The organism is Gordonia sp. SL306, from assembly GCF_026625785.1.
In the GTDB taxonomy this organism is placed as follows: Bacteria; Actinomycetota; Actinomycetes; order Mycobacteriales; family Mycobacteriaceae; genus Gordonia.
The window spans coordinates 4620280-4639423 of record NZ_CP113063.1; the positions used below are offsets into that span (position 1 = coordinate 4620280).

General features: G+C 66.5%; 18 protein-coding genes. 13 read left to right on the forward strand and 5 right to left on the reverse strand.

The annotated features are described in order from the left end of the window. The first annotated feature begins 41 nt into the window (after positions 1–41). Positions 42–866, forward strand: a complete 825-nt coding sequence (tsf, locus tag OVA31_RS21135; RefSeq protein ID WP_267628525.1) for a translation elongation factor Ts — start codon at positions 42–44, stop codon at positions 864–866. Here the strand turns inward: tsf and OVA31_RS21140 are convergent. Both OVA31_RS21140 and OVA31_RS21145 read right to left on the reverse strand, forming a co-directional pair. Further along, positions 838–2628: an MFS transporter gene (locus tag OVA31_RS21140; protein ID WP_267628526.1), complete on the reverse strand. Its 1791-nt coding sequence runs from the start codon at positions 2626–2628 to the stop codon at positions 838–840. The genes tsf and OVA31_RS21140 overlap by 29 nt on opposite strands. 26 nt (positions 2629–2654) lie before the next feature. Then, complete coding sequence (locus OVA31_RS21145; protein ID WP_267628527.1) at positions 2655–4082, reverse strand: condensation domain-containing protein; 1428 nt, start codon at positions 4080–4082, stop codon at positions 2655–2657. 369 nt (positions 4083–4451) lie between these two features. Between OVA31_RS21145 and OVA31_RS21150 the strand changes: the two genes are divergently transcribed. The 5 genes from OVA31_RS21150 (at position 4452) to OVA31_RS21170 (ending at position 8875) form a co-directional block, all read left to right on the forward strand. Next, positions 4452–5399, forward strand: coding sequence for an alpha/beta hydrolase (locus OVA31_RS21150; RefSeq protein ID WP_267631636.1), 948 nt, complete (start codon positions 4452–4454; stop codon positions 5397–5399). A 65-nt stretch (positions 5400–5464) separates the two neighbouring features. Next, positions 5465–6421 (forward strand): glucosyl-3-phosphoglycerate synthase, encoded by a 957-nt coding sequence (locus tag OVA31_RS21155; protein WP_420714226.1) that lies wholly within the window; start codon positions 5465–5467, stop codon positions 6419–6421. Positions 6422–6556: 135 nt separating this feature from the next. Continuing rightward, positions 6557–7297: a UMP kinase gene (gene pyrH / locus OVA31_RS21160; RefSeq protein ID WP_190268198.1), complete on the forward strand. Its 741-nt coding sequence runs from the start codon at positions 6557–6559 to the stop codon at positions 7295–7297. Positions 7298–7364: 67 nt separating this feature from the next. Then, positions 7365–7922 (forward strand): ribosome recycling factor, encoded by a 558-nt coding sequence (gene frr / locus OVA31_RS21165; protein ID WP_267628529.1) that lies wholly within the window; start codon positions 7365–7367, stop codon positions 7920–7922. A gap of 35 nt (positions 7923–7957) precedes the next feature. After that, positions 7958–8875 carry a phosphatidate cytidylyltransferase gene (locus OVA31_RS21170; protein WP_267628530.1) on the forward strand — a complete coding sequence of 306 codons (918 nt, stop codon included), beginning with the start codon at positions 7958–7960 and terminating at the stop codon, positions 8873–8875. Between the two features lie 25 nt (positions 8876–8900). On the opposite strand, the gene OVA31_RS21175 is transcribed toward OVA31_RS21170, so the two are convergent. Continuing rightward, positions 8901–9278, reverse strand: a complete 378-nt coding sequence (locus OVA31_RS21175; protein ID WP_267628531.1) for a LapA family protein — start codon at positions 9276–9278, stop codon at positions 8901–8903. Positions 9279–9308: 30 nt separating this feature from the next. Here OVA31_RS21175 and rlmN point away from each other — a divergent pair, with 30 nt between their 5' ends. Beyond that, on the forward strand, positions 9309–10415 hold the full coding sequence (gene rlmN, locus OVA31_RS21180) for a 23S rRNA (adenine(2503)-C(2))-methyltransferase RlmN (protein ID WP_267628532.1): 1107 nt from the start codon (positions 9309–9311) through the stop codon (positions 10413–10415). 13 nt (positions 10416–10428) lie between these two features. Here the strand turns inward: rlmN and OVA31_RS21185 are convergent, their stop codons facing one another. Further along, positions 10429–10692 carry a DUF2631 domain-containing protein gene (locus OVA31_RS21185; protein ID WP_267628533.1) on the reverse strand — a complete coding sequence of 88 codons (264 nt, stop codon included), beginning with the start codon at positions 10690–10692 and terminating at the stop codon, positions 10429–10431. 151 nt (positions 10693–10843) lie between these two features. On the opposite strand from OVA31_RS21185, the gene puuE reads away from it, so the two are divergent. From puuE to OVA31_RS21215, 6 genes are all read left to right on the forward strand, one after another. Beyond that, complete coding sequence (puuE, locus tag OVA31_RS21190; RefSeq protein WP_267628534.1) at positions 10844–11800, forward strand: allantoinase PuuE; 957 nt, start codon at positions 10844–10846, stop codon at positions 11798–11800. 45 nt (positions 11801–11845) lie between these two features. Beyond that, positions 11846–13021 carry a 1-deoxy-D-xylulose-5-phosphate reductoisomerase gene (gene dxr, locus OVA31_RS21195; RefSeq protein ID WP_267628535.1) on the forward strand — a complete coding sequence of 392 codons (1176 nt, stop codon included), beginning with the start codon at positions 11846–11848 and terminating at the stop codon, positions 13019–13021. Continuing rightward, positions 13018–14250, forward strand: a complete 1233-nt coding sequence (locus OVA31_RS21200; protein ID WP_267628536.1) for a M50 family metallopeptidase — start codon at positions 13018–13020, stop codon at positions 14248–14250. The genes dxr and OVA31_RS21200 overlap by 4 nt, the downstream gene beginning before the upstream one ends. A gap of 82 nt (positions 14251–14332) precedes the next feature. Beyond that, the gene (gene ispG, locus OVA31_RS21205) at positions 14333–15523 is read left to right on the forward strand and encodes a flavodoxin-dependent (E)-4-hydroxy-3-methylbut-2-enyl-diphosphate synthase (protein ID WP_267628537.1); all 1191 of its coding nucleotides are present in this window, start codon (positions 14333–14335) and stop codon (positions 15521–15523) included. Between the two features lie 77 nt (positions 15524–15600). Continuing rightward, on the forward strand, positions 15601–16437 hold the full coding sequence (locus OVA31_RS21210; protein WP_267628538.1) for a GNAT family N-acetyltransferase: 837 nt from the start codon (positions 15601–15603) through the stop codon (positions 16435–16437). 73 nt (positions 16438–16510) lie between these two features. Continuing rightward, the gene (locus OVA31_RS21215) at positions 16511–18346 is read left to right on the forward strand and encodes a penicillin-binding transpeptidase domain-containing protein (RefSeq protein ID WP_267628539.1); all 1836 of its coding nucleotides are present in this window, start codon (positions 16511–16513) and stop codon (positions 18344–18346) included. A 13-nt stretch (positions 18347–18359) separates the two neighbouring features. Here OVA31_RS21215 and OVA31_RS21220 read toward each other — a convergent pair whose 3' ends face one another. Continuing rightward, complete coding sequence (locus tag OVA31_RS21220; RefSeq protein ID WP_267628540.1) at positions 18360–19142, reverse strand: heme ABC transporter ATP-binding protein; 783 nt, start codon at positions 19140–19142, stop codon at positions 18360–18362. Positions 19143–19144 lie beyond the last annotated feature (2 nt).

Consider the following 19144-nt stretch of genomic DNA (forward strand, 5'->3'; position numbering starts at 1 on the left):
GGGGAGGCATCCGACACTCTCTCTAAGGAGGCTCGCCACCGATGGCGAACTACACCGCAGCCGATGTGAAGCGTCTCCGTGAGCTCACCGGCTCAGGAATGATGGACTGCAAGAACGCGCTCGCGAACAACGACGGCGACTTCGACAAGGCCGTCGAGGAATTGCGCATCAAGGGCGCGAAGGACGTCGGCAAGCGCGCCGAGCGCTCCACTGCCGAGGGCCTCGTCGCAGCCAAGGACGGCGTGCTGATCGAGCTGAACTCGGAGACCGACTTCGTCGCGAAGAACGCCGAGTTCCAGGAACTCGCCGACCAGATCCTCGACGCCGCGGCGGTCGCCAAGACCAGTGACGTCGACGCGCTGAAGGCGGCGGCTCTGGCTGGCGGCACCGTGGACGAGGCCGTCGCCGCGCTGTCGGCCAAGATCGGCGAGAAGCTCGAACTGCGTCGGGTCGCCTACTACGACGGTCCCGTCGCCGTGTACCTGCACAAGCGTGCATCGGACCTGCCGCCTGCTGTCGGCGTGCTGGTCTCCTACACCGGTGAGGGCGACGCCGCTGCCGAGGCCGCGCGTGGCGCAGCCATGCAGGTTGCCGCGCTGCGGGCGAAGTACGCGACCCGCGACGAGGTGCCCGCCGACGTGGTGGAGAACGAGCGCCGCATCGCCGAGCAGACCGCGAAGGAAGAGGGCAAGCCCGAGCAGGCGCTGCCGAAGATCGTCGAAGGCCGCGTGAACGGCTTCTACAAGGATGTCGTGCTGCTCGACCAGCCGTCGGTGCAGGACTCCAAGAAGACCGTCAAGGCTCTTCTCGACGAAGCAGGCGTGACCATCAACGGCTTCACCCGCTTCGAGGTCGGCCAGTCCTGACCTGTTGACCAACAGACAACCCCGCGTCACCGCCGAGGTGACGCGGGGTTGTCTGCTGTTCGGGGTGGTGCACGGGACCGCGCCGCGGGCCGAGACCGAGCGTCAGCACGGCGATCGCCGCGCACATACCGGCGAGCACCCACAACGTCGTCTGGAACGCCCCCACGAAACTTCGTGCCGCCACTGACCGGCCCGCCACCTGCAATTGGCCCTCGGCCTTGTCGACCAGATCCGCCGCCATGCCACTCCGTGCCGAGGCATCGCCGCCGCACCCCGGCGTGGGTCGATCGGGATGCGGCGAGGTCAGACGGTCGCGTGCACAGTCGGCGAACCGATCGGCCATCGGACCGCGGAACATCGGCTCGACGGTGGTGTGCTGCAGCTCTGCGACGAGTTCCGCACGTGCTGTCGGCACCACTGACTGCGCGTGAGCGGCAACCTGACCGAAGAAGAACAGGGACACGACGGCCAGCCCGATCGACGCGCCGATCTGCTGAACCGTCGGTACGCATCCCGATGCCGAGCCGATGTTCGCCTCGGAGGTGTCCGACAGGATCGCCGTCTGCAGCGGCGCGACGAACAGACCGGTGCCGATACCACCGACCACGAGTGGCGCGATCACCGCGGGTATCGACATCGTCCCGCTGATCGGCTGCAGCGTCAGCCCGATCCAGGCGAGCCCGGTGCCGAGTACGAGGACACCGGCACACAATGTCCGCGCCGACCCGATCCGGTCGACGACGGCAGGGGAGAGTACCGATCCCACGACACCGCCGACCGCGAACGGCAGTGCCAGCAGTCCGGTGCGCAACGGGGAGTAGCCGAGTCCGAACTGGGCCGAGATGGAGACGGTGAAGAAGAATCCGGCGAACACACTGAAGAAGAGCAGCGAGAGCGACAGACCGACGGTGAAGCGTCGAGAGCCGAACAGATCCACCCTGAGCAAGGGTGCGCCGCCCCGTGCGAGGAGTTGCCGTTCGAGGACCACGAACAGGACGAGCAGCACGGTCGACGCACCCATCATGACCCAGAGCCGCGGCGGCCAACCCTGCTCACGTCCCACGGCGAGGGGATACAGCAGAAAGAACAGACCCGCGGTCGACAGGGCCATTCCACGCAGATCCAGTCGGGGTGCGGGCAGCTCACGCAGTTGCGGAAGCCGGCGCCACGCCAACCCACACGCGATCACGCCGAGCGGGAAGTTGACGAAGAAGATCGTCCGCCAACCCCACCCGAGGACGTCCGAGGTGACGAGCACACCACCGATGACGGGCCCGAGCATCGCGGCGAGACCTGCGACGGCGCCGTAGATGCCGAACACCAGACCATGTCGGGTCTTGGGGAAGAGTGCGGCGATGAGCGCCAACGTCTGTGCCGACATGAGAGCGGCGCTGACACCCTGGGCACCCCGGAACACGATCAGCTCGACAGGTCCCTGAGCCACACCGCAGAGCACCGACGTGACGGTGAACGCCAGGATCGCGGTGACGAACACGCGCCGGCGACCGAGGCGGCCGCCCAGGGTTGCGGCGGTCAGCAGGGTGCACGCGAATGCCAGGGTGTACACGCTGAGGACCAACAGTTGCTCGGAGGTGGACGCGCGGAGGTCGGTGGTCAGGTCCGGGAGTGCGATGTTGACGATCGTGGTGTCGAGCATCTGCATGAACAGACCGAGCAGGCAGCCGGCGAGGGCCAACCACGCTGCGCGGTCGACCGGCTCGGCCGCGGCCGAATCCGCAGGCGCGGCGTCGGCACTCGCCATCGTGCCCCGGTCGTGCGCGGGCGGGGTCACCGGGTCAGCGCGGGGGCAACCTGGTCGTAGTCACCCTGACTCGCAACGGTTTCCATGATCTCGATGAACTTGTGCGTGTAGTCGTGCACAGATTCCCGGGCGATCTCGGTGTCGGGATACAAGAAGGTCATCGAGGTCTCTTCCTGGAATCGGTTGATCCACATGAACACCTCTTCGCTGCTGCCCCGGTTGCCGTACAGGCATCCGTTGATGGCGTCGAACATCTCGACGCCGGGCAGCTTCCGCACGTCGATGTAGGAGATCATCGGAACCGACCAGCCGGGCTCGACATCGATGCCGTCTTCCGGTCGCACGAGCTCGAGGACCCGGTGGAAGGACACATCGGTCAGGTCTTTCCCGGCCTCGTAACTCCGGGCGGCCTGCGCGACCGCCGAGGCGAACGTGCTGTCGGGCCGTACCGTCACCGGGACCGGGATGAGGCTGGTGAACCATCCGACCGAGTTCAGTTCACTGCCGGTCTGCCGGGTGCTCTTGGGCGTCATTCCCAGATAGCCGGACTCGCCGGTGAACTCGGCGTAGGCCAGCGCGGCGATGGCCATGAGGCCGGCTGTGACGTTTCCGCCGTTCGCCCGACAGGCGTCCTCGAATCGCTGTGCAGCAGCATCGTCGTCGAAGACCTTCGTCGTGAGATGCGCACTGCGGGTGTGGGTGTCGGCATCCTTTCCGAGCGGTAGCGGAAAGCGGGGAAGGTGGCCGCCATGGTCCGACACGACGTCGATCCACCTCTGGACCCGGGGAGAATCCCGGGACAGTTCGCGCGAGATGGACCGCTCGCGGTCGCAGTAGTCGACATAGCTGCCGACCGGCGCCAGGGCGGTGTCCATGCCGAACGCCGCATTCATGTACAGAGTCATCAGATCGACGCAGGTCATCGCCTGCGACATGCCATCGGTGTTCAGATGATCCACGGCGCAGTAGATGGTGAATCCGCCATCCCACTCGATTGCGCCGAACGAGAAGCAGTCCCAGTCGAAGGGCCCGGGGGTCTCCTGCTGTACGTGCGCACGGATGCGGGCCGGCGTGGAGAAATCGCCGTGATCGTTGCAGAGCAGTTCGATCGTCTCCGGTTCGGTCACATGTCTGGCGACGGATCCGTCGGGCTCGACCGAGAACCATGACCTGAACGTGTCGTGTCGGCGCAGGAAGGTGGTCAGCGCGGTGGTCAATGCCGAAGGGTCCAGCTGCGCTCGGATGTCGAACGCGATCAGACACAGACGTGAGAACCGGAAGCCGGCGGATCGGTTGCGATCCGCAGCGCGGAGGTACTCCTCCTGCTGATGCGACGGCGGCACCGGATGCATTGCAGCACGCGATGATTCGGCGATCGATGATGGAGACGCGACCCAGCTGGTCAATCGTCCCGGACGAGGGTTCCACTCGTCGATGAGCCCGAAACTTACCATCTCTAACCTCTATTCGCTGATTGCGGATGGAGCGGTGGCTCGCCCGTGGGCTACCGCACTTGGACGCGAGATCTCGAAACGAGAGCCGGCCGGACCGGGAAGTTCAATCCCTCCCACAGCATCCACCCATGAAAGATGTTGCCTGTCAACAATTTTAATTGGACAAAGGTCCCAGTCATGCGTACCTGCGAGGGGGTGGACAGCGGGGAGGTGTTACGGCACACTCCAAGCGTCGACACCGAGTCGGGTGTTTCTGCGATGGGGGTGACAAGGATGGGCAAGCCTGAGGCGGGGCCATCGGTCTCACGAGTCATGCGGGTCGTCGCCGCATGGGGAGTGACGACAGCGGCCGCGATGGCCTGTGTCGCCATGGCGGGGCAGCTGGTGCCGTCGGTGTCGTCCGCGACCCCGTTGGGTGCGACGATCGTCGCCGAGCATGTCCGGTCGACCCACGAGATCGACCTCACGGTGCACTCGGTGGCGATGCGTAGAGCGTTGTCCGTCAAGGTGATTCCCGCGCGCGGTGGCGGTCCTGCTCCGACGCTCTACCTGTTGAACGGAGCCGCCGGGGGCGAGGGTGGCAGCAGCTGGTTCGACCAGACCGACATCCGGCCCTTCTTCGCCGGCGAGCATGTCAACGTCGTCGTCCCGATGGGCGGTGCGGCGAGTTACTTCACCGACTGGAAGCGCCCGGATCCTACACTGGGGTACCAGAAGTGGTCCACCTTTCTGACCGACGAGCTCCCGCGGGCCATCGACGCGCGTTTCGATGGCAACGGACGCAACGCAATTGCCGGTATCTCGATGGCCGGGACATCGGTCTTCCAGCTGTCGCTACACGCTCCGAAGCGCTACCAGGCGATCGGTTCGTTCAGTGGATGCGCGCAGACCAGTGACCCGCTCGGGCAAGCCGTCGTCCGGATGGTGGTGGAGGGACGCGGCGGTGGAAACACTCTCAACATGTGGGGGCCGCCCACCGACCCGTCATGGCGGGACAACGACCCGTACCTGCACGTCGACGAGTTCCGCGGCAAGTCCGTCTACGTCTCCAACGGTTCCGGGACGCCCGGACGCTACGACACGATCAACGGGCCGGGCATCGACGGAAACGGCGGCAAGCTGTTCGACCAGATCGCGGTCGGTGCGGTCATCGAGACCGCAACCGGCGAATGTACGCGCAACCTCCAGCGACGCATGCGAGAACAAGGGGTCGCCGCGACATTCCACCTGTACGACGGCGGCACTCACGCGTGGCCGTACTGGCAGGACGAACTGCACCGCGCGTGGCCGCAGTTCCGACGGGCTCTCGCCGCGTGACGGCCCGTCGTCACGACCGTGCCGGGACTGCCGCGGACGGTGGGACCGGGATGGACCGCGATTCGATGACGATCGCCGACATGGCGGGCTCGGCGACCTGGCTGGAATCGAACACGTGGGACCGGCCGGAGTGGTCGATCGACGAATTGATCGCCCACAAGGAGGGCCGGTCGATCTCGGTGGTGTTGCCGGCCCTCGACGAGGAGCGGACCGTCGGGTCCGTGATTGCGAGCATCATGCCCCTCGTGGGTGGGCTCGTCGACGAGGTCGTCGTGGTCGACTCCGGGTCGTCGGATGCCACCATGGCTCGCGCAGCGGCCGCGGGGGCACGTGTGGAGAGCAGGGAGTCGGCGTTGCCGGGGGTGGCGCCGTTGCCGGGCAAGGGTGAGGTCCTGTGGCGGTCGCTGGCGACGACGATCGGCGACATCGTGGTCTACGTCGACAGTGACCTGGTGGATCCCGATCCGATGTATGTGCCCAGGCTCGTCGGTCCGCTGCTGATGCTGCCCGAGTTGCAGCTGGTCAAGGGCTATTACCGTCGGCCGCTCATGGGATCCGGCGGGATCGATCCGACCGGCGGCGGGCGGGTGACCGAGCTCGTGGTGCGGCCTCTGGTCGCGGCTCTGAGGCCCGAGCTGTCCGCCCTGATCCAGCCTCTGGCAGGCGAATATGCCGGAACCCGCGAGTTGCTGACATCGATTCCGTTCGCCCCGGGATACGGCGTGGAGATCGGCATCCTCCTCGACACGTTGAGCCGGCATGGGATGGATGCGATGGGTCAGGTCAATCTCGGGACCAGGATCCATCGCAACCGCCCTCTACGTGAACTGGGGCCGATGTCCCGCCAGATCGTCGCGACACTGATGAGTAGGCTCGGGATCGAGGATTCGGGGAGTCCTCTCACCCAGTTCCTGATGGAGGGTGACGGGCACTCCGTCCGTCGCGCCTATCCGGTGCTCGACGATCGGCCTCCGATGCGGACGGTTCCTGGTCGCACTCTGGCCGACGTCGGCGCTCTCTGACAGCTCGCGCACGCCGTCCGCATGCGTGCTCTGCGTGGGCCGACTCGTCCTGCGGACGGGCGCGCCGACCGCTCTTCGCCGGACCGCTCGTCGAGGGACGTACGATGTTCACCGAACCGACGAGTGAGGATGTTGATGAGCGAAACCCCCGACATGCAGCAGTCCGAACGTCACGGCTACCGTCGCGTGCTTCTCAAACTCGGGGGTGAGATGTTCGGCGGCGGCGAGGTAGGTCTCGATCCCGACGTCGTGGCGACCGTCGCCGACCAGATCGCCGATGTGGTCGGATCGGGGGTGCAGGTTGCGGTCGTCATCGGCGGTGGCAACTTCTTCCGAGGCGCCGAACTCCAGCAGCGTGGACTCGATCGATCCCGGTCGGACTACATGGGCATGCTCGGTACGGTGATGAATTGTCTCGCCTTGCAGGACTTTCTGGAGAAGCGTGGCGTGAGCACGCGCGTCCAGACCGCCATCACGATGGGCCAGGTGGCCGAGCCCTATCTGCCCCTGAGGGCGCAACGTCACCTGGAAAAGGGGCGGGTGGTGATCTTCGGCGCAGGCATGGGGATGCCCTATTTCTCCACCGACACCACCGCAGCTCAGCGGGCCCTGGAGATCAAGGCCGAGGTCGTCTTGATGGCCAAGGGGGTCGACGGTGTGTACGACGCCGATCCTCGTCTCGTCCCGGATGCCAAGATGTACACCGAGGTCACCCATCGCGAGGTGCTCGACAAGGAACTCAAGGTCGCCGACGCGACCGCGTTCAGTCTGTGTATGGACAACAAGATGCCGATGCTGGTGTTCAATCTGCTGGAGGAGGGCAACATCGCCCGGGCAGTCGCAGGCAAGCGAATCGGCACCCTGGTGGCAACGTAGTCATGCCGGCTCGTGCCCTCATGACCTGCACCAATCCGAACCCGTACCGAGTAGAAGTGGGACGACGATGATCGACGACGCGCTGCTGGACGCCGAAGAGAAGATGGAGAAGGCGGTCGGTGTCGCCAAGGACGACATGGGCTCGATTCGCACCGGCCGTGCCAATCCTGCGATGTTCAACAAGGTCAACATCGAGTACTACGGTGCGCTCACCCCGGTCACGCAGGTGGCGAGCATCAACACGCCGGAAGCCAGGATGGTCGTGATCAAGCCCTACGAGCCCTCCACACTGCGCGACATCGAGACGGCGATCCGCAACTCCGACCTCGGCGTGAACCCGACCAACGACGGCACGATCATCCGGGTCGCGATCCCTCAGCTCACCGAGGAACGGCGGCGCGAGCTCGTCAAGCAGGCCAAAGGCAAGGGCGAGGACGCGAAGGTGGCCATCCGTAATGTCCGCCGTAAGGCCGTCGACGAACTCAAGCGCATCCAGAAGGATGGCGAGGCCGGCGAGGACGAGGTGAACCGCGCTGAGAAGGAACTCGACAAGACGACCGCCGGCTACGTCACCCAGGTCGACGACCTGGTGAAGCACAAAGAGAACGAATTGCTCGAAGTGTGAGCACTGACCCAACCCACGCGTCTATACCGGAAGTGATGGCCACCGAATCCTCCGCGAACACGCCGCCTGCCGAAGGCGGCGAGGGTTCGGGGACCCCCGCCGAGCCGGTGTCCGGGGAGGCGCCTGCGCCCAAGAAGTCGCGGGCGGGCCGAAATCTGCCCGCGGCGATCGCGGTCGGCGGGTCCCTCGGTGTCTCTATCATCCTGATCCTGCTGTTCGCGCCGAAGATCTGGTACGGCGTGGTTGCCGTTGCGTTCGCGATCGCGACGTGGGAGGTGACCAAGCGGTTGCGCGACGGCGGCTTCCAGGTGGCGCTGTGGCCGTTGCTGATCGGCGGGCAGGCGATCATCTGGTCGAGTTGGCCCTGGGCGCAGACCGGAGTGCTCACCGCGTTCGCGGCGACGGTGCTGATCCTGATGGTCTGGATGCTGCTGGCCCAGGGGATCGGTCACGCACCCGAGAACTACCTCCGAAATCTGGCCGCGAGTGTGTTCGTGCTGGCATGGTTGCCGCTGCTCGCGTCGTTCGGCGCCTACATGGTGGTGCAGGACCACGGCGCCGCCCGAGTGGCGACGTTGATGGTGGTGGTGGTGTGCTCCGACGTCGGCGGCTATGCCGCGGGCGTGTTGTTCGGCAAGCATGCGATGGCGCCGGCCATCAGCCCGAAGAAATCCTGGGAAGGGCTCGTCGGATCACTGGTCGTCGGTACGGCGGGCGCGATCTGCTGCGTGGTCTTCCTCCTCGACACCCACTGGTGGGTCGGCGCGATCCTCGGACCGGTGCTGGTCGTCTGCGCAACGCTCGGTGATCTGGTCGAATCCCAGGTCAAACGGGACCTCGGTATCAAGGACATGGGCACGTTGCTCCCTGGACACGGCGGCATCATGGATCGACTCGACTCGCTGCTGCCGTCGGCGTTCATCGTGTGGGCGGTCCTGACTGCGCTCCTCTGACGCCTGTCGGCCGGTGTCGCCTGCGCTACTTCTTGGCCTTGCGCATCGCCCGGCTCATCTGCAACATGCGCAGGCCGCCGGCCAGGGCGACGATGAGTGCTCCGGCGATCGCGGCGATGAGAAGGCTCACACCCAGCGGTAGGTTGACCTCCCAGAAGATCAACGTGATCCGCTGCGAGTCGAGGTTCTGCAGGATGAAGACGAGCAGCAGCACAGTGATGACCGCACCGATCACCAGGCCGATGAAAGTCGCACGGGTGCGCGTGTGTTCGACGTTCTTCACCTTCGTGCGGAGCTCGTCACGTTCGTCGAGCAAGGCCTGGTGATCTCGATCCAGTTCGGGATCGGCCGGGGGCAGATCGCCCGGTGTCGCCTCGGGTCGCTGCGGATCAGGTGTCGTCATCTACCCATCATGACATGCGACAATGTCAACATGTCGTCATTGCCGCTCGTGTTCGACGCGCCCAAACGGGGGCGTCCGCCGACTCATTTCGCCGACCTCGACCCCGACGGCCGGGTCGCCGCCCTCGCTGCCCTGGGGCTCCCGAAGTTCCGGGCGAATCAGCTGGCGAGACAGTACTACGGCCGCCTCAACGGGGACGTCGAGGAGATGAGCGACCTGCCCGCGACGTCGCGCGATGCCGTCGGCGAGACACTCTTCCCGCCGTTGCTGAGCCCGGTACGGCACATCTCCTGCGATGACGGCGATACGCGGAAGACACTGTGGCGACTGCACGACGGCACGCTCCTCGAGAGCGTTCTCATGCGCTACACCGAGCGCAACACACTGTGCATCTCCAGTCAGGCCGGTTGCGGGATGGCGTGCCCGTTCTGCGCGACCGGGCAGGGCGGCCTCGACCGCAATCTGTCGGCGGCCGAGATCGTCGATCAGGTCCGCGCCGCGGCGCGGGCGCTGCGCGACGGTGAGTTCGGCGCGCCCGGCCGGTTGTCGAACGTGGTCTTCATGGGTATGGGTGAGCCGCTGGCGAACTACAAGCGCGTGGTCAGCGCGGTCCGGCAGATCACATCGCCGGTACCGGACGGCCTCGGGATCTCGGCGCGGTCGGTGACCGTCTCGACGGTCGGCCTCGCACCGTCGATCCGGCGTCTGGCCGACGAGGGACTGGCGGTGACACTGGCGGTGTCGCTGCACACGCCCGACGACGAACTGCGCGACACCCTGGTGCCGGTGAACAACAGGTGGTCGGTATCGGAGGTCCTCGACGCGGCACGCTACTACGCCGACACCACCGGTCGGCGGGTGTCGATCGAGTACGCGTTGATCCGAGACGTCAACGACCAGCCGTGGCGTGCGGATCTGTTGGGGGAGAAGCTGCACAAGGCACTCGGCTCCCGAGTACACGTCAACCTGATCCCGCTCAATCCGACGCCGGGATCAGAATGGGACGCCAGTCCCAAACCGGTCGAACGCGAGTTCGTCCGGCGGGTGCGGGAACAAGGTGTGTCCTGCACGGTGCGGGACACCCGCGGGCAGGAGATCGCCGCAGCCTGTGGGCAGTTGGCGGCCGAGGAACGCTGAGACCGGCAGGCGGTCAGTTCTTCCAGCGGCCCCGATTGCGGATCGACGGCCGGATCAGGAAATAGGCGAGGACCACGGCCATCCCGACGAGGTAGATGTCCTCGATGTGGCCCCGCTGATTGCCGATGAGCATGCAGAGCAGCGCGACGACGCAGAACCATCCGGCGATCATGAAGGACTTGGTCGCCTGACCGTGCCAGCCGAACCGGGCCGACGGCGCATCCGCGGGTTCGCGGACCCAGCCGGTGTCGACGGGCTCAACCTCGGTGCTTGCCACGGTGGCTCCTCACTGCACGGTCAGCGATCTGACGGACGTGGCCAGAAGTCTGACGGTCGGTAGTAGTTCATCGAACAGCATAGCGGTAGCGCTGTGCGCGCGACGTACCTGCCACCACGCATCGTCGCGGGTTCGGTGACAGAATGCCGCCATGTCCGACACCGCGCATCGAAACCTGGCCGACTACCGCTCGGAGAACTATCCGCGCGACATGATCGGATACGGTGCGACACCTCCGGATCCGCAGTGGCCGGGCGGCGCCAGGATCGCCGTGCAGTTCGTGCTCAACTACGAGGAGGGTTCGGAGAACAACGTCCTCGAGAACGACCGTGGCAGTGAGACCTTCCTGTCCGAGATGGTCGGTGCCCAGTCGTTCCCGAACCGGCACATGAGCATGGAATCGCTCTACGAGTACGGGTCCCGCGCCGGGGTCTGGCGGATCCTGCGCACGTTCTCGCGACGGCAACTGCCCCTCACCATCTTCGCTGTCGCGCAGGCGATGGCGCGTAACCCGGAGGCGGCCGCGGCCTTTGTCGAACGTGGCGACGAGATCGCGTGTCACGGCTATCGATGGCTCAGTTACCAGTTGGTCAACCCGGCGGTGGAGCGTGAACACATGCAGGCGGGCATCGACCTGCTCACCGAGATCACCGGCCACCGACCTCTCGGCTGGTACACCGGCCGCGATTCGCCCAACACCCGCCGACTCGTGGTGGAGCAGGGTGGGTTCGTCTACGACTCCGACAGCTACGCCGACGACCTGCCGTACTGGGTGAAGGTGCCTCGAGATGACTCCGTCGTCGATCACCTCGTGGTGCCGTACACGCTCGACACGAACGACATGCGATTCGCCTCGCCCGGCGGTTTTCCCTCCGGCGACCAGTTCTTCGCCCATCTCCGTGACGCCTTCGACGTGCTATATGCCGAAGGCGTGGCGGGCGCACCCAAGATGCTCTCCATCGGGCTGCACTGCCGGATCGCGGGCAGGCCGGCACGGCTGGCGGCACTCGAGCGGTTCCTCGACCACGTGCAGGCCCACGACGATGTCTGGATCACCCGTCGCATCGACATCGCCGAACACTGGCGGAAGGTGCACCCGGCCGGCTGAACCGGGAAGTTTGGGCTCACCCCTCCGAGGCAGGACAATGAGTTCGTGACGACGCGCGTACTCATTCTCGGCTCGACCGGGTCGATCGGTGTCCAGGCCCTCGAGGTCATCGCCGAACATCCCGAACGTTTCCAGGTGGTCGGACTCGGGGCGGGCGGCGCGAACCTCGATCTGCTGCGTGCGCAGGCACAGGCGTTCCGGATTCCGGCCGGCGCCCTGGCGGTCGCCGATCCGGTCGCCGCGCGAACCCTCTCCGACGATCTCGGCAGCCGTGTTCTCGGCGGCCCGGACGCGATGTGTGACCTGATCGGCACCGTCGAGGCCGATGTGGTGCTCAACGCCGTCGTCGGGTCCATCGGTCTCCGGCCGAGTCTCGCAGCGCTGCGATCCGGGGCGCGACTGGCGCTGGCCAACAAGGAGTCTCTGGTCGCAGGCGGCTCCCTGGTTCTCGACGCCGCCGCCCCCGGTCAGATCGTGCCCGTGGATTCCGAGCACTCGGCCATCGCCCAGTGCCTGCGGGCCGGTACCGCCGACGAGGTCGACCGGCTCGTCCTCACCGCATCGGGCGGACCCTTCCGGGGATGGACCCGGACGGCACTCGAGGACGTGACACCGGAGCAGGCAGGACACCATCCGACCTGGTCGATGGGTCCGATGATCACACTGAACTCGGCAACGCTGGTGAACAAGGCACTCGAGGTCATCGAGGCCCACCTGCTGTTCGGGGTGGACTACGACCGCATCGACGTCACCGTGCATGCACAGTCGATCGTCCATTCGATGGTGACCTTCGTCGACGGGGCGACCGTCGCCAAGGCATCCCCGCCGTCGATGAAACTCCCGATCGCGCTGGCGCTCGGTTGGCCGGCGCGCGTGCCCGGCTCGTCGGCCGCCTGTGACTTCTCGACCGCGTCGTCGTGGACATTCGAACCGGTCGACAACGCGGTTTTCCCGGCGATCGATCTCGCTCGTGAGGCGGGTCGTGGGGGCGGCTCGCTCACCGCCGTCTACAACGCCGCCAACGAGGCCGCGGCAGAGGGCTTCTTCGCCGGTGCCATCCGGTTCCCGCGGATCGTCGAGATCATCCGTGAGGTGCTCGCCGAGGCCGATCAGTGGCGTGAACGGCCAGGTACTGTGGATGAGGTCTTGGCTGCTGACCAGTGGGCACGCGAACATGCTGCGCGTCTGGTCAAGGCATATGCGGATGGAGTGAGTCAGTGAGTTTTGCGCTCGGCGTGGTGCTGTTCGCCGCAGCGCTGGTGCTGTCGGTTGCGTGGCACGAATGCGGTCACATGTGGGCAGCACAGGCGACCGGGATGAAGGTCCGCCGATACTTCGTCGGCTTCGGGCCAACGCTGTGGTCGACCCGTCGCGGGGAGACCGAATACGGCATCAAGGCGCTGCCGCTCGGCGGTTTCTGTGACATCGCGGGCATGACGCCCTACGACGAGATCGCCGAGGAAGACCGGCCGCGGGCCATGTACCTGCAGAAGCCGTGGAAACGGCTGGTGGTGCTGTTGGCCGGTCCGGCGCAGAACTTCGTGCTCGGGTTCGTGCTGGTCGTCATCGTGGGCGCGATCTTCGGCCTGCCGAACATCAGCCAGGACCCGGTGCCCGCGACGGTGTCGAAGACCAGCTGCGTGTCGGCCACGACCACGTACTCCGAGACGGCGGAGCCGGTGCGGACCCCGTGCGCCGGCAACGGTCCGGCCGCCGACGCAGGCCTGCGCGCCGGCGACACGATCGTCGCCGTCAACGGCCAGCCGGTCTCCGACTACTCCGAGGTGTCCAAACAGATCGGCACGGGCTCCGACCCGGTCGCCATGACCGTGCAGCGAGGCAGCGAGAAGATCGACCTCACGATCGTCCCCCAACCCGCGACCATCGTCGTCCAGCGGTCCGACGGGACCCAGGAGACCGAACAGGCCCGACAGGTCGGCATCACGTTCACTCCGCCGCCGAACATCAACCACTACGACGGCCTCGAGGTGATCCCCGCATCGTTCGCGTTCACCGGTGACCTGTTCGTGGCCACCTGGGACGCCTTGCTGTCGATGCCGTCGAAGGTCAGCGCCCTGTGGACGGCGGTCACCGGCGGTGAGCGCTCGGCAGACACCCCGGTCAGCGTCTACGGTGCATCGGTGCTGGGTGGTCAGGCCGTCGAGCGGGGTGCGTGGAGCACCTTCCTGCTGTTGCTGATCAGCATCAACTTCTTCCTCGGGTTGTTCAATCTCGTGCCGCTACTACCGTTGGATGGTGGGCACATGGCCGTCGTCGGCTACGAGAAGGCCCGCAACACGGTGCGCGGATGGTTCGGGCGTGCCGCAGGCGGGCCCGTCGACTACCTGAAGCTCATGCCGATCACCTACGCGGTGGTGATCATCATGGGTGGATTCATGGTCCTGACGGTCACCGCCGACATCGTCAACCCGATCGAACTGTTCAAATGATCCAGCCCGGCCGTCACACAGCCTTCCATCACATAGCTCAGCCGTTGAACCACACAGCCATTCGTCATTCGAGGTGAACGAGATGAACGCCCCAGCAACTCCCGGAGACGCGCTCTCGGTCGGGCTCGGCATGCCCGCCGGCCCGCCGCCCGTGTTGGCGCCCCGACGCCAGACACGCCAGATCCAGGTCGGTCAGGTCGGTGTGGGCAGCGACCATCCGATCTCGGTGCAGTCGATGACCACCACCAAGACCCACGACATCAACGCAACGCTGCAGCAGATCGCCGAGCTCACCGCATCGGGCTGCGACATCGTGCGGGTGGCCTGCCCGCGTCCCGAAGACGCAGAGGCGTTGCCGGTGATCGCCAAGAAGAGCAAGATCCCGGTGATCGCCGACATCCACTTCCAGCCGAAGTACATCTTCGCCGCCATCGACGCGGGATGTGCGGCGGTTCGCGTCAACCCGGGCAACATCAAGGAGTTCGACGGGCGCGTCAAAGAGGTGGCATATGCCGCCAAGGACGCCGGGATCCCGATCCGGATCGGCGTCAACGCCGGCTCCCTCGATCCCCGGCTGCTGAAGAAGTACGGCAAGGCGACCCCGGAAGCCCTCGTCGAATCGGCGCTCTGGGAGGCAGGCCTGTTCGAGGAGCACGGCTTCGGCGACATCAAGATCTCCGTCAAGCACAACGACCCGGTGGTGATGGTCGAGGCCTATCGGCAGCTCGCCGCGCAGTGCGACTATCCGCTGCACCTCGGGGTCACCGAGGCCGGACCGGCATTCCAGGGCACGATCAAGTCGGCGGTCGCTTTCGGTGCACTGCTCTCCGAGGGCATCGGCGACACCATCCGGGTCTCGCTGTCGGCACCGCCCGCCGAGGAGGTCAAGGTCGGTGATCAGATCCTGCAGTCACTCAACCTCCGGCCACGCAAACTCGAGATCGTGTCCTGCCCGTCGTGTGGGCGCGCGCAGGTCGACGTCTACAAGCTGGCGGACGCGGTCAGTGCAGGACTCGAGGGTATGGAGGTCCCGCTGCGTGTTGCCGTGATGGGTTGTGTCGTCAACGGTCCCGGTGAGGCACGCGAGGCAGATCTCGGTGTGGCATCGGGTAACGGCAAGGGCCAGATCTTCGTCAAGGGAGAGGTCATCAAGACCGTGCCCGAGGCCGAGATCGTGGAGACCTTGATCGAAGAAGCGCTGCGAATCGCAGGCGAGTCGGGTGACACTGGTGGGGACAGGGAAGTGGGCCCACCGGTCGTCACGATCAGCTGACGACAGCGGAGGCGACCACCGCCGAAGGTGCAGGAGCCGGAGGTCGTACCCTGCCCGACTACTGCAGAGGAGCGGTGGTGCTGAAGCTACTGGGTGACCGCCCCCTCGGCGCACGTGATGCGCCGGTGGTCGAGCGCGTCATGGCTGCCGACCCGGTGGCGATGTGCATGGTGGCGGCACGTTTCGAGACCCACGGCATCAACCCGCGGCTGCTCGGCGGGGAGCTGTGGACCATCGACGACCCGACGACGTCGCTGTGTTTCTCGGGGGCGAACCTGATCCCCCTCGCCGGTTCTGCCGACGACATGGAGGGTTTCGCCGACCGCGCCGCCTCGGCGCCACGGGTCTGCTCCTCGATCGTCGGTCGCGCCGAGTTGGTGTTGCCGTTCTGGGACCGAGTACAGCCGTGTTGGGGTCCCGCACGTGAGGTGCGCGACAACCAGCCACTGATGGCGCTCACCGGCACGCCTGCCATCGCGCCGGACCCGCTGGTACGGCTGGTCACCCTCGACGATCTCGACGCATATCTGCCGGCCGCCGTCGACATGTTCATCGGTGAGGTCGGCGTTGACCCGTGTGCCGGCGATGGCGGGCGTTCCTACCGCCGCCGGCTGGCGTCGTTGGTCACTGCGCAGCGCGTGTTCGCCCGGTTCGACCGCGGTGAGGTCGTGTTCAAGGCCGAGATCGGTTCGCTCTCAAGGAGAGTCGGTCAGATCCAGGGTGTCTGGGTCGCCCCGCACCGACGCGGTGAGGGACTTGGCGCCGCCGGCACCGCAGCCGTTGCGGCGGCGATCATCTCGCACGGCCGGACGCCGAGTCTCTACGTCAACAGCTTCAACCTCCCCGCGCGAGCGGTCTATCGGCAGGTCGGGTTCAGCGAGGTCGGGACGTTCGCGACGGTTCTGGTCGACTGACTAGTCCCGTTTTCGCAGCGCGTAGCGCGTGGCGCAACGGATTCCGGTCATGGACGCCATATGATCGCAACTGATGTGGCAGATGAGACGGCGTGTGATCAGCGGGACCTGTGTGTCGGTGACCGCTCTAGTCGTGCTCGGGGTGGCCGGTTGCTCCACGGCTGACGACGGTCCCCGTCAGGCCGTCGAGAGGTTCCTGACCTCCTACGGAGCCCACGACACCGCGGCCGCTGCCCAGCTCACCGACAACGCGTCGCAGGCCCGCACCGATCTCGACGCCGCATGGAAGGGAATCTCGGCCGAGAAGATGACCTTCAGCACCGGCAAGGCGCAGGTCTCCGGCGACACCGCCGACATCGACGTCACCTACCGCTGGGGGCTGCCGGGTGGACGTGAGTGGAGCTATCCGGCCCGGATCGCGATGATCCGGACCGACGCCGGGTGGGGCGTGCGATGGATGTCGACCGACATCCATCCGGACCTCGGTGCCAACCAACGGCTTTCGCTGCGGACGATGGGGGCACCGCGGGCGACGGTGAACGAATCCGACGGTTCGGAGGTGATGGTCAACGGCACGGTGGTCGGTATCAACTTCGATGCACAGGCCGCTGCCGCCAGTGGCTCGGTGGCCGATTCGGTGACGCAGCTCGTGTCGGTCCTGAAGCCGTTCGATCCGTCTCTGTCGGCGCAGAAGATCGCCGAGGAGTCCACCGCGGGCGGCGGCTCGTATCCCATCACCCGCCTGTCCCAGCGTGATTTCGACCGGCTCCGCGACCAATTGGCCATCCCGGGGGTCGAGCACAACGAACAGGCCGAGCTGGTTCCGAAGAACCCGGACTTCGCGCCTGCCCTGCTGACCGAGGTCAAGAAGGTGGTCGACAGCGAGGTCGACGGCCGGGCCGGGTGGCGCGTGGTCACCGTCAATCCCAACGGTCTCGACGCCGATGTCCTCGCCGACCATGCCGCGCAGCCCGCACCGGCGGTCTCGCTGAGCCTGTCGCGGCAGGTGCAGACGGCCGCGCAGCGGGCGGTCGACGCCACCAACCGCTTCCAGGTCGCGATGGTGGTCATCCAGCCGTCCACCGGCCACATCCTCGCGGTCGCGCAGAACAGGTCGGCCGATCGCGACGGACCGATCGCGACCGCCGGGCTCTATCCGCCCGGCTCGACGTTCAAGATGGTCACCGCGGCCGCGGCCATCAGCCGCAACCTGGCTCATCCCGGGACCATGGTGCCCTGCCCGGGCGAGATCGAGATCGGGCCGCGTCGTATCCCCAACTACGACCGATTCTCGTTGGGGACCGTGCCGATGCTGCAGGCCTTCGCGAACTCCTGCAACACGACCTTCGCCAAACTCGCCAGCGAGATGGGGCCGTCGGATCTCGCACACACCGCCGCATCAATGGGGATCGGGCAGCACTACGACATCGCGGGTCTCGCGGCCGTCTCCGGTTCGGTGCCGATCGCCCCGGAGTTGGTGGCCCGCACCGAGGACGGCTTCGGTCAGGGCAAGGTCCTGGTCAGCCCGCTCGGTCTCGCGCTGGTCGCGGCCACTGTCGCCCACAACGGCAAAGCTCCGGTACCGCAACTGATCCTGGGCAAGCCGACCAAGGTCGAGGGGCCGCAACCGTCGCTGGATCCGTCGGTGGTGGCCGAGCTCCGACCGATGATGCGAGCGGTCGTCCAGCAGGGCACCGGCACCGTCATCGCCGGACAGGGCGACATCCTCGGCAAGACCGGTGAGGCAGAGTTCGCCGGCGGCTCACACGCGTGGTTCGCCGGTTACCGGGGCGATCTCGCATTCGCGACCCTGGTGGTGCGCGGCGGCGACTCGAACAACGCGGTCGCGGTGACCCGGGACATGTTCGCCTCACTACCGCCGGGATACGCCGCCGCTGCCCGGTCGTGAGTCGCGGCATCGGTCAGGTGCGGCGCGGTACCACGATCGGCTGTCCCGACGCCGGGTGATCCCAGATCTCGACGGGGTGGTCGTAGGTCTCCGAGAGCAGGGCGGCCGTCATCACCTCCCGGGTCGGGCCGGTGGCGAGCAGGTGACCGTCCTTCATCAGTGCGACCCGGTCGGCATAGGCCGCTGCCAGGGACAGGTCATGAACCACCAGCAGGATGGCGCCGCCGGCGTCGCGGGCGGCTCGCAGGATGTCGAGTACCGATTCCTGGTGGTGGATGTCGAGCGCGGCAGTCGGTTCATCGAGCAGCATCACCGGTGTCCGTTGGGCGAGAGCTCGGGCGATCGACACGCGGGCCTGCTGGCCGCCGGAGAGTTGGGCGAACGGGCGATCGGTGATGTCGGTGAGATCACAGGCACGCAACGCGTCGTCGATGATCTCGGGCGACTCGGTGGCCTGCGGTGTGCGCAGCCAGGGAAAGCGGCCCATCTCCACCACCTCGACGACGGTGAACGGGGTGTCGGTGCGGTTGTGTTGCGTCACAAACGAACGCAGGCGGGCCAGTTCGGTCGACGACGCCTTGGACACCAGGTGATCGCCGATGCGCACGGTGCCGTGGTCGGGGCGACGCAAACCTGCGAGCACCGACAGCAAGGTGGATTTTCCGCACCCGTTGGGCCCGACGAGGGCCAGCAGGGAACCCGGCTCGACCTGGAGGGACACATCCGCCACCACATGACGGCCGCCGAGGGTCACGGTGACGTTCTCGGCGATCACGCCGTCGGCCGCTTGAGCCACGA

Bases quoted from the DNA above. Each gene is read 5' to 3' on its own strand.
- OVA31_RS21140 (WP_267628526.1), bottom strand. From the start codon at position 2,628: ATGGCGAGTGCCGACGCCGCGCCTGCGGATTCGGCCGCGGCCGAGCCG.
- OVA31_RS21155 (WP_420714226.1), top strand. From the start codon at position 5,465: ATGACGATCGCCGACATGGCGGGCTCGGCGACCTGGCTGGAATCGAAC.
- rlmN (WP_267628532.1), top strand. From the start codon at position 9,309: ATGTCGTCATTGCCGCTCGTGTTCGACGCGCCCAAACGGGGGCGTCCG.
- OVA31_RS21215 (WP_267628539.1), top strand. From the start codon at position 16,511: ATGTGGCAGATGAGACGGCGTGTGATCAGCGGGACCTGTGTGTCGGTG.
- frr (WP_267628529.1), top strand. From the start codon at position 7,365: ATGATCGACGACGCGCTGCTGGACGCCGAAGAGAAGATGGAGAAGGCG.
- pyrH (WP_190268198.1), top strand. From the start codon at position 6,557: ATGAGCGAAACCCCCGACATGCAGCAGTCCGAACGTCACGGCTACCGT.
- puuE (WP_267628534.1), top strand. From the start codon at position 10,844: ATGTCCGACACCGCGCATCGAAACCTGGCCGACTACCGCTCGGAGAAC.
- OVA31_RS21150 (WP_267631636.1), top strand. From the start codon at position 4,452: ATGGCGGGGCAGCTGGTGCCGTCGGTGTCGTCCGCGACCCCGTTGGGT.
- OVA31_RS21170 (WP_267628530.1), top strand. From the start codon at position 7,958: ATGGCCACCGAATCCTCCGCGAACACGCCGCCTGCCGAAGGCGGCGAG.
- ispG (WP_267628537.1), top strand. From the start codon at position 14,333: ATGAACGCCCCAGCAACTCCCGGAGACGCGCTCTCGGTCGGGCTCGGC.
- tsf (WP_267628525.1), top strand. From the start codon at position 42: ATGGCGAACTACACCGCAGCCGATGTGAAGCGTCTCCGTGAGCTCACC.
- OVA31_RS21145 (WP_267628527.1), bottom strand. From the start codon at position 4,082: ATGGTAAGTTTCGGGCTCATCGACGAGTGGAACCCTCGTCCGGGACGA.
- OVA31_RS21175 (WP_267628531.1), bottom strand. From the start codon at position 9,278: ATGACGACACCTGATCCGCAGCGACCCGAGGCGACACCGGGCGATCTG.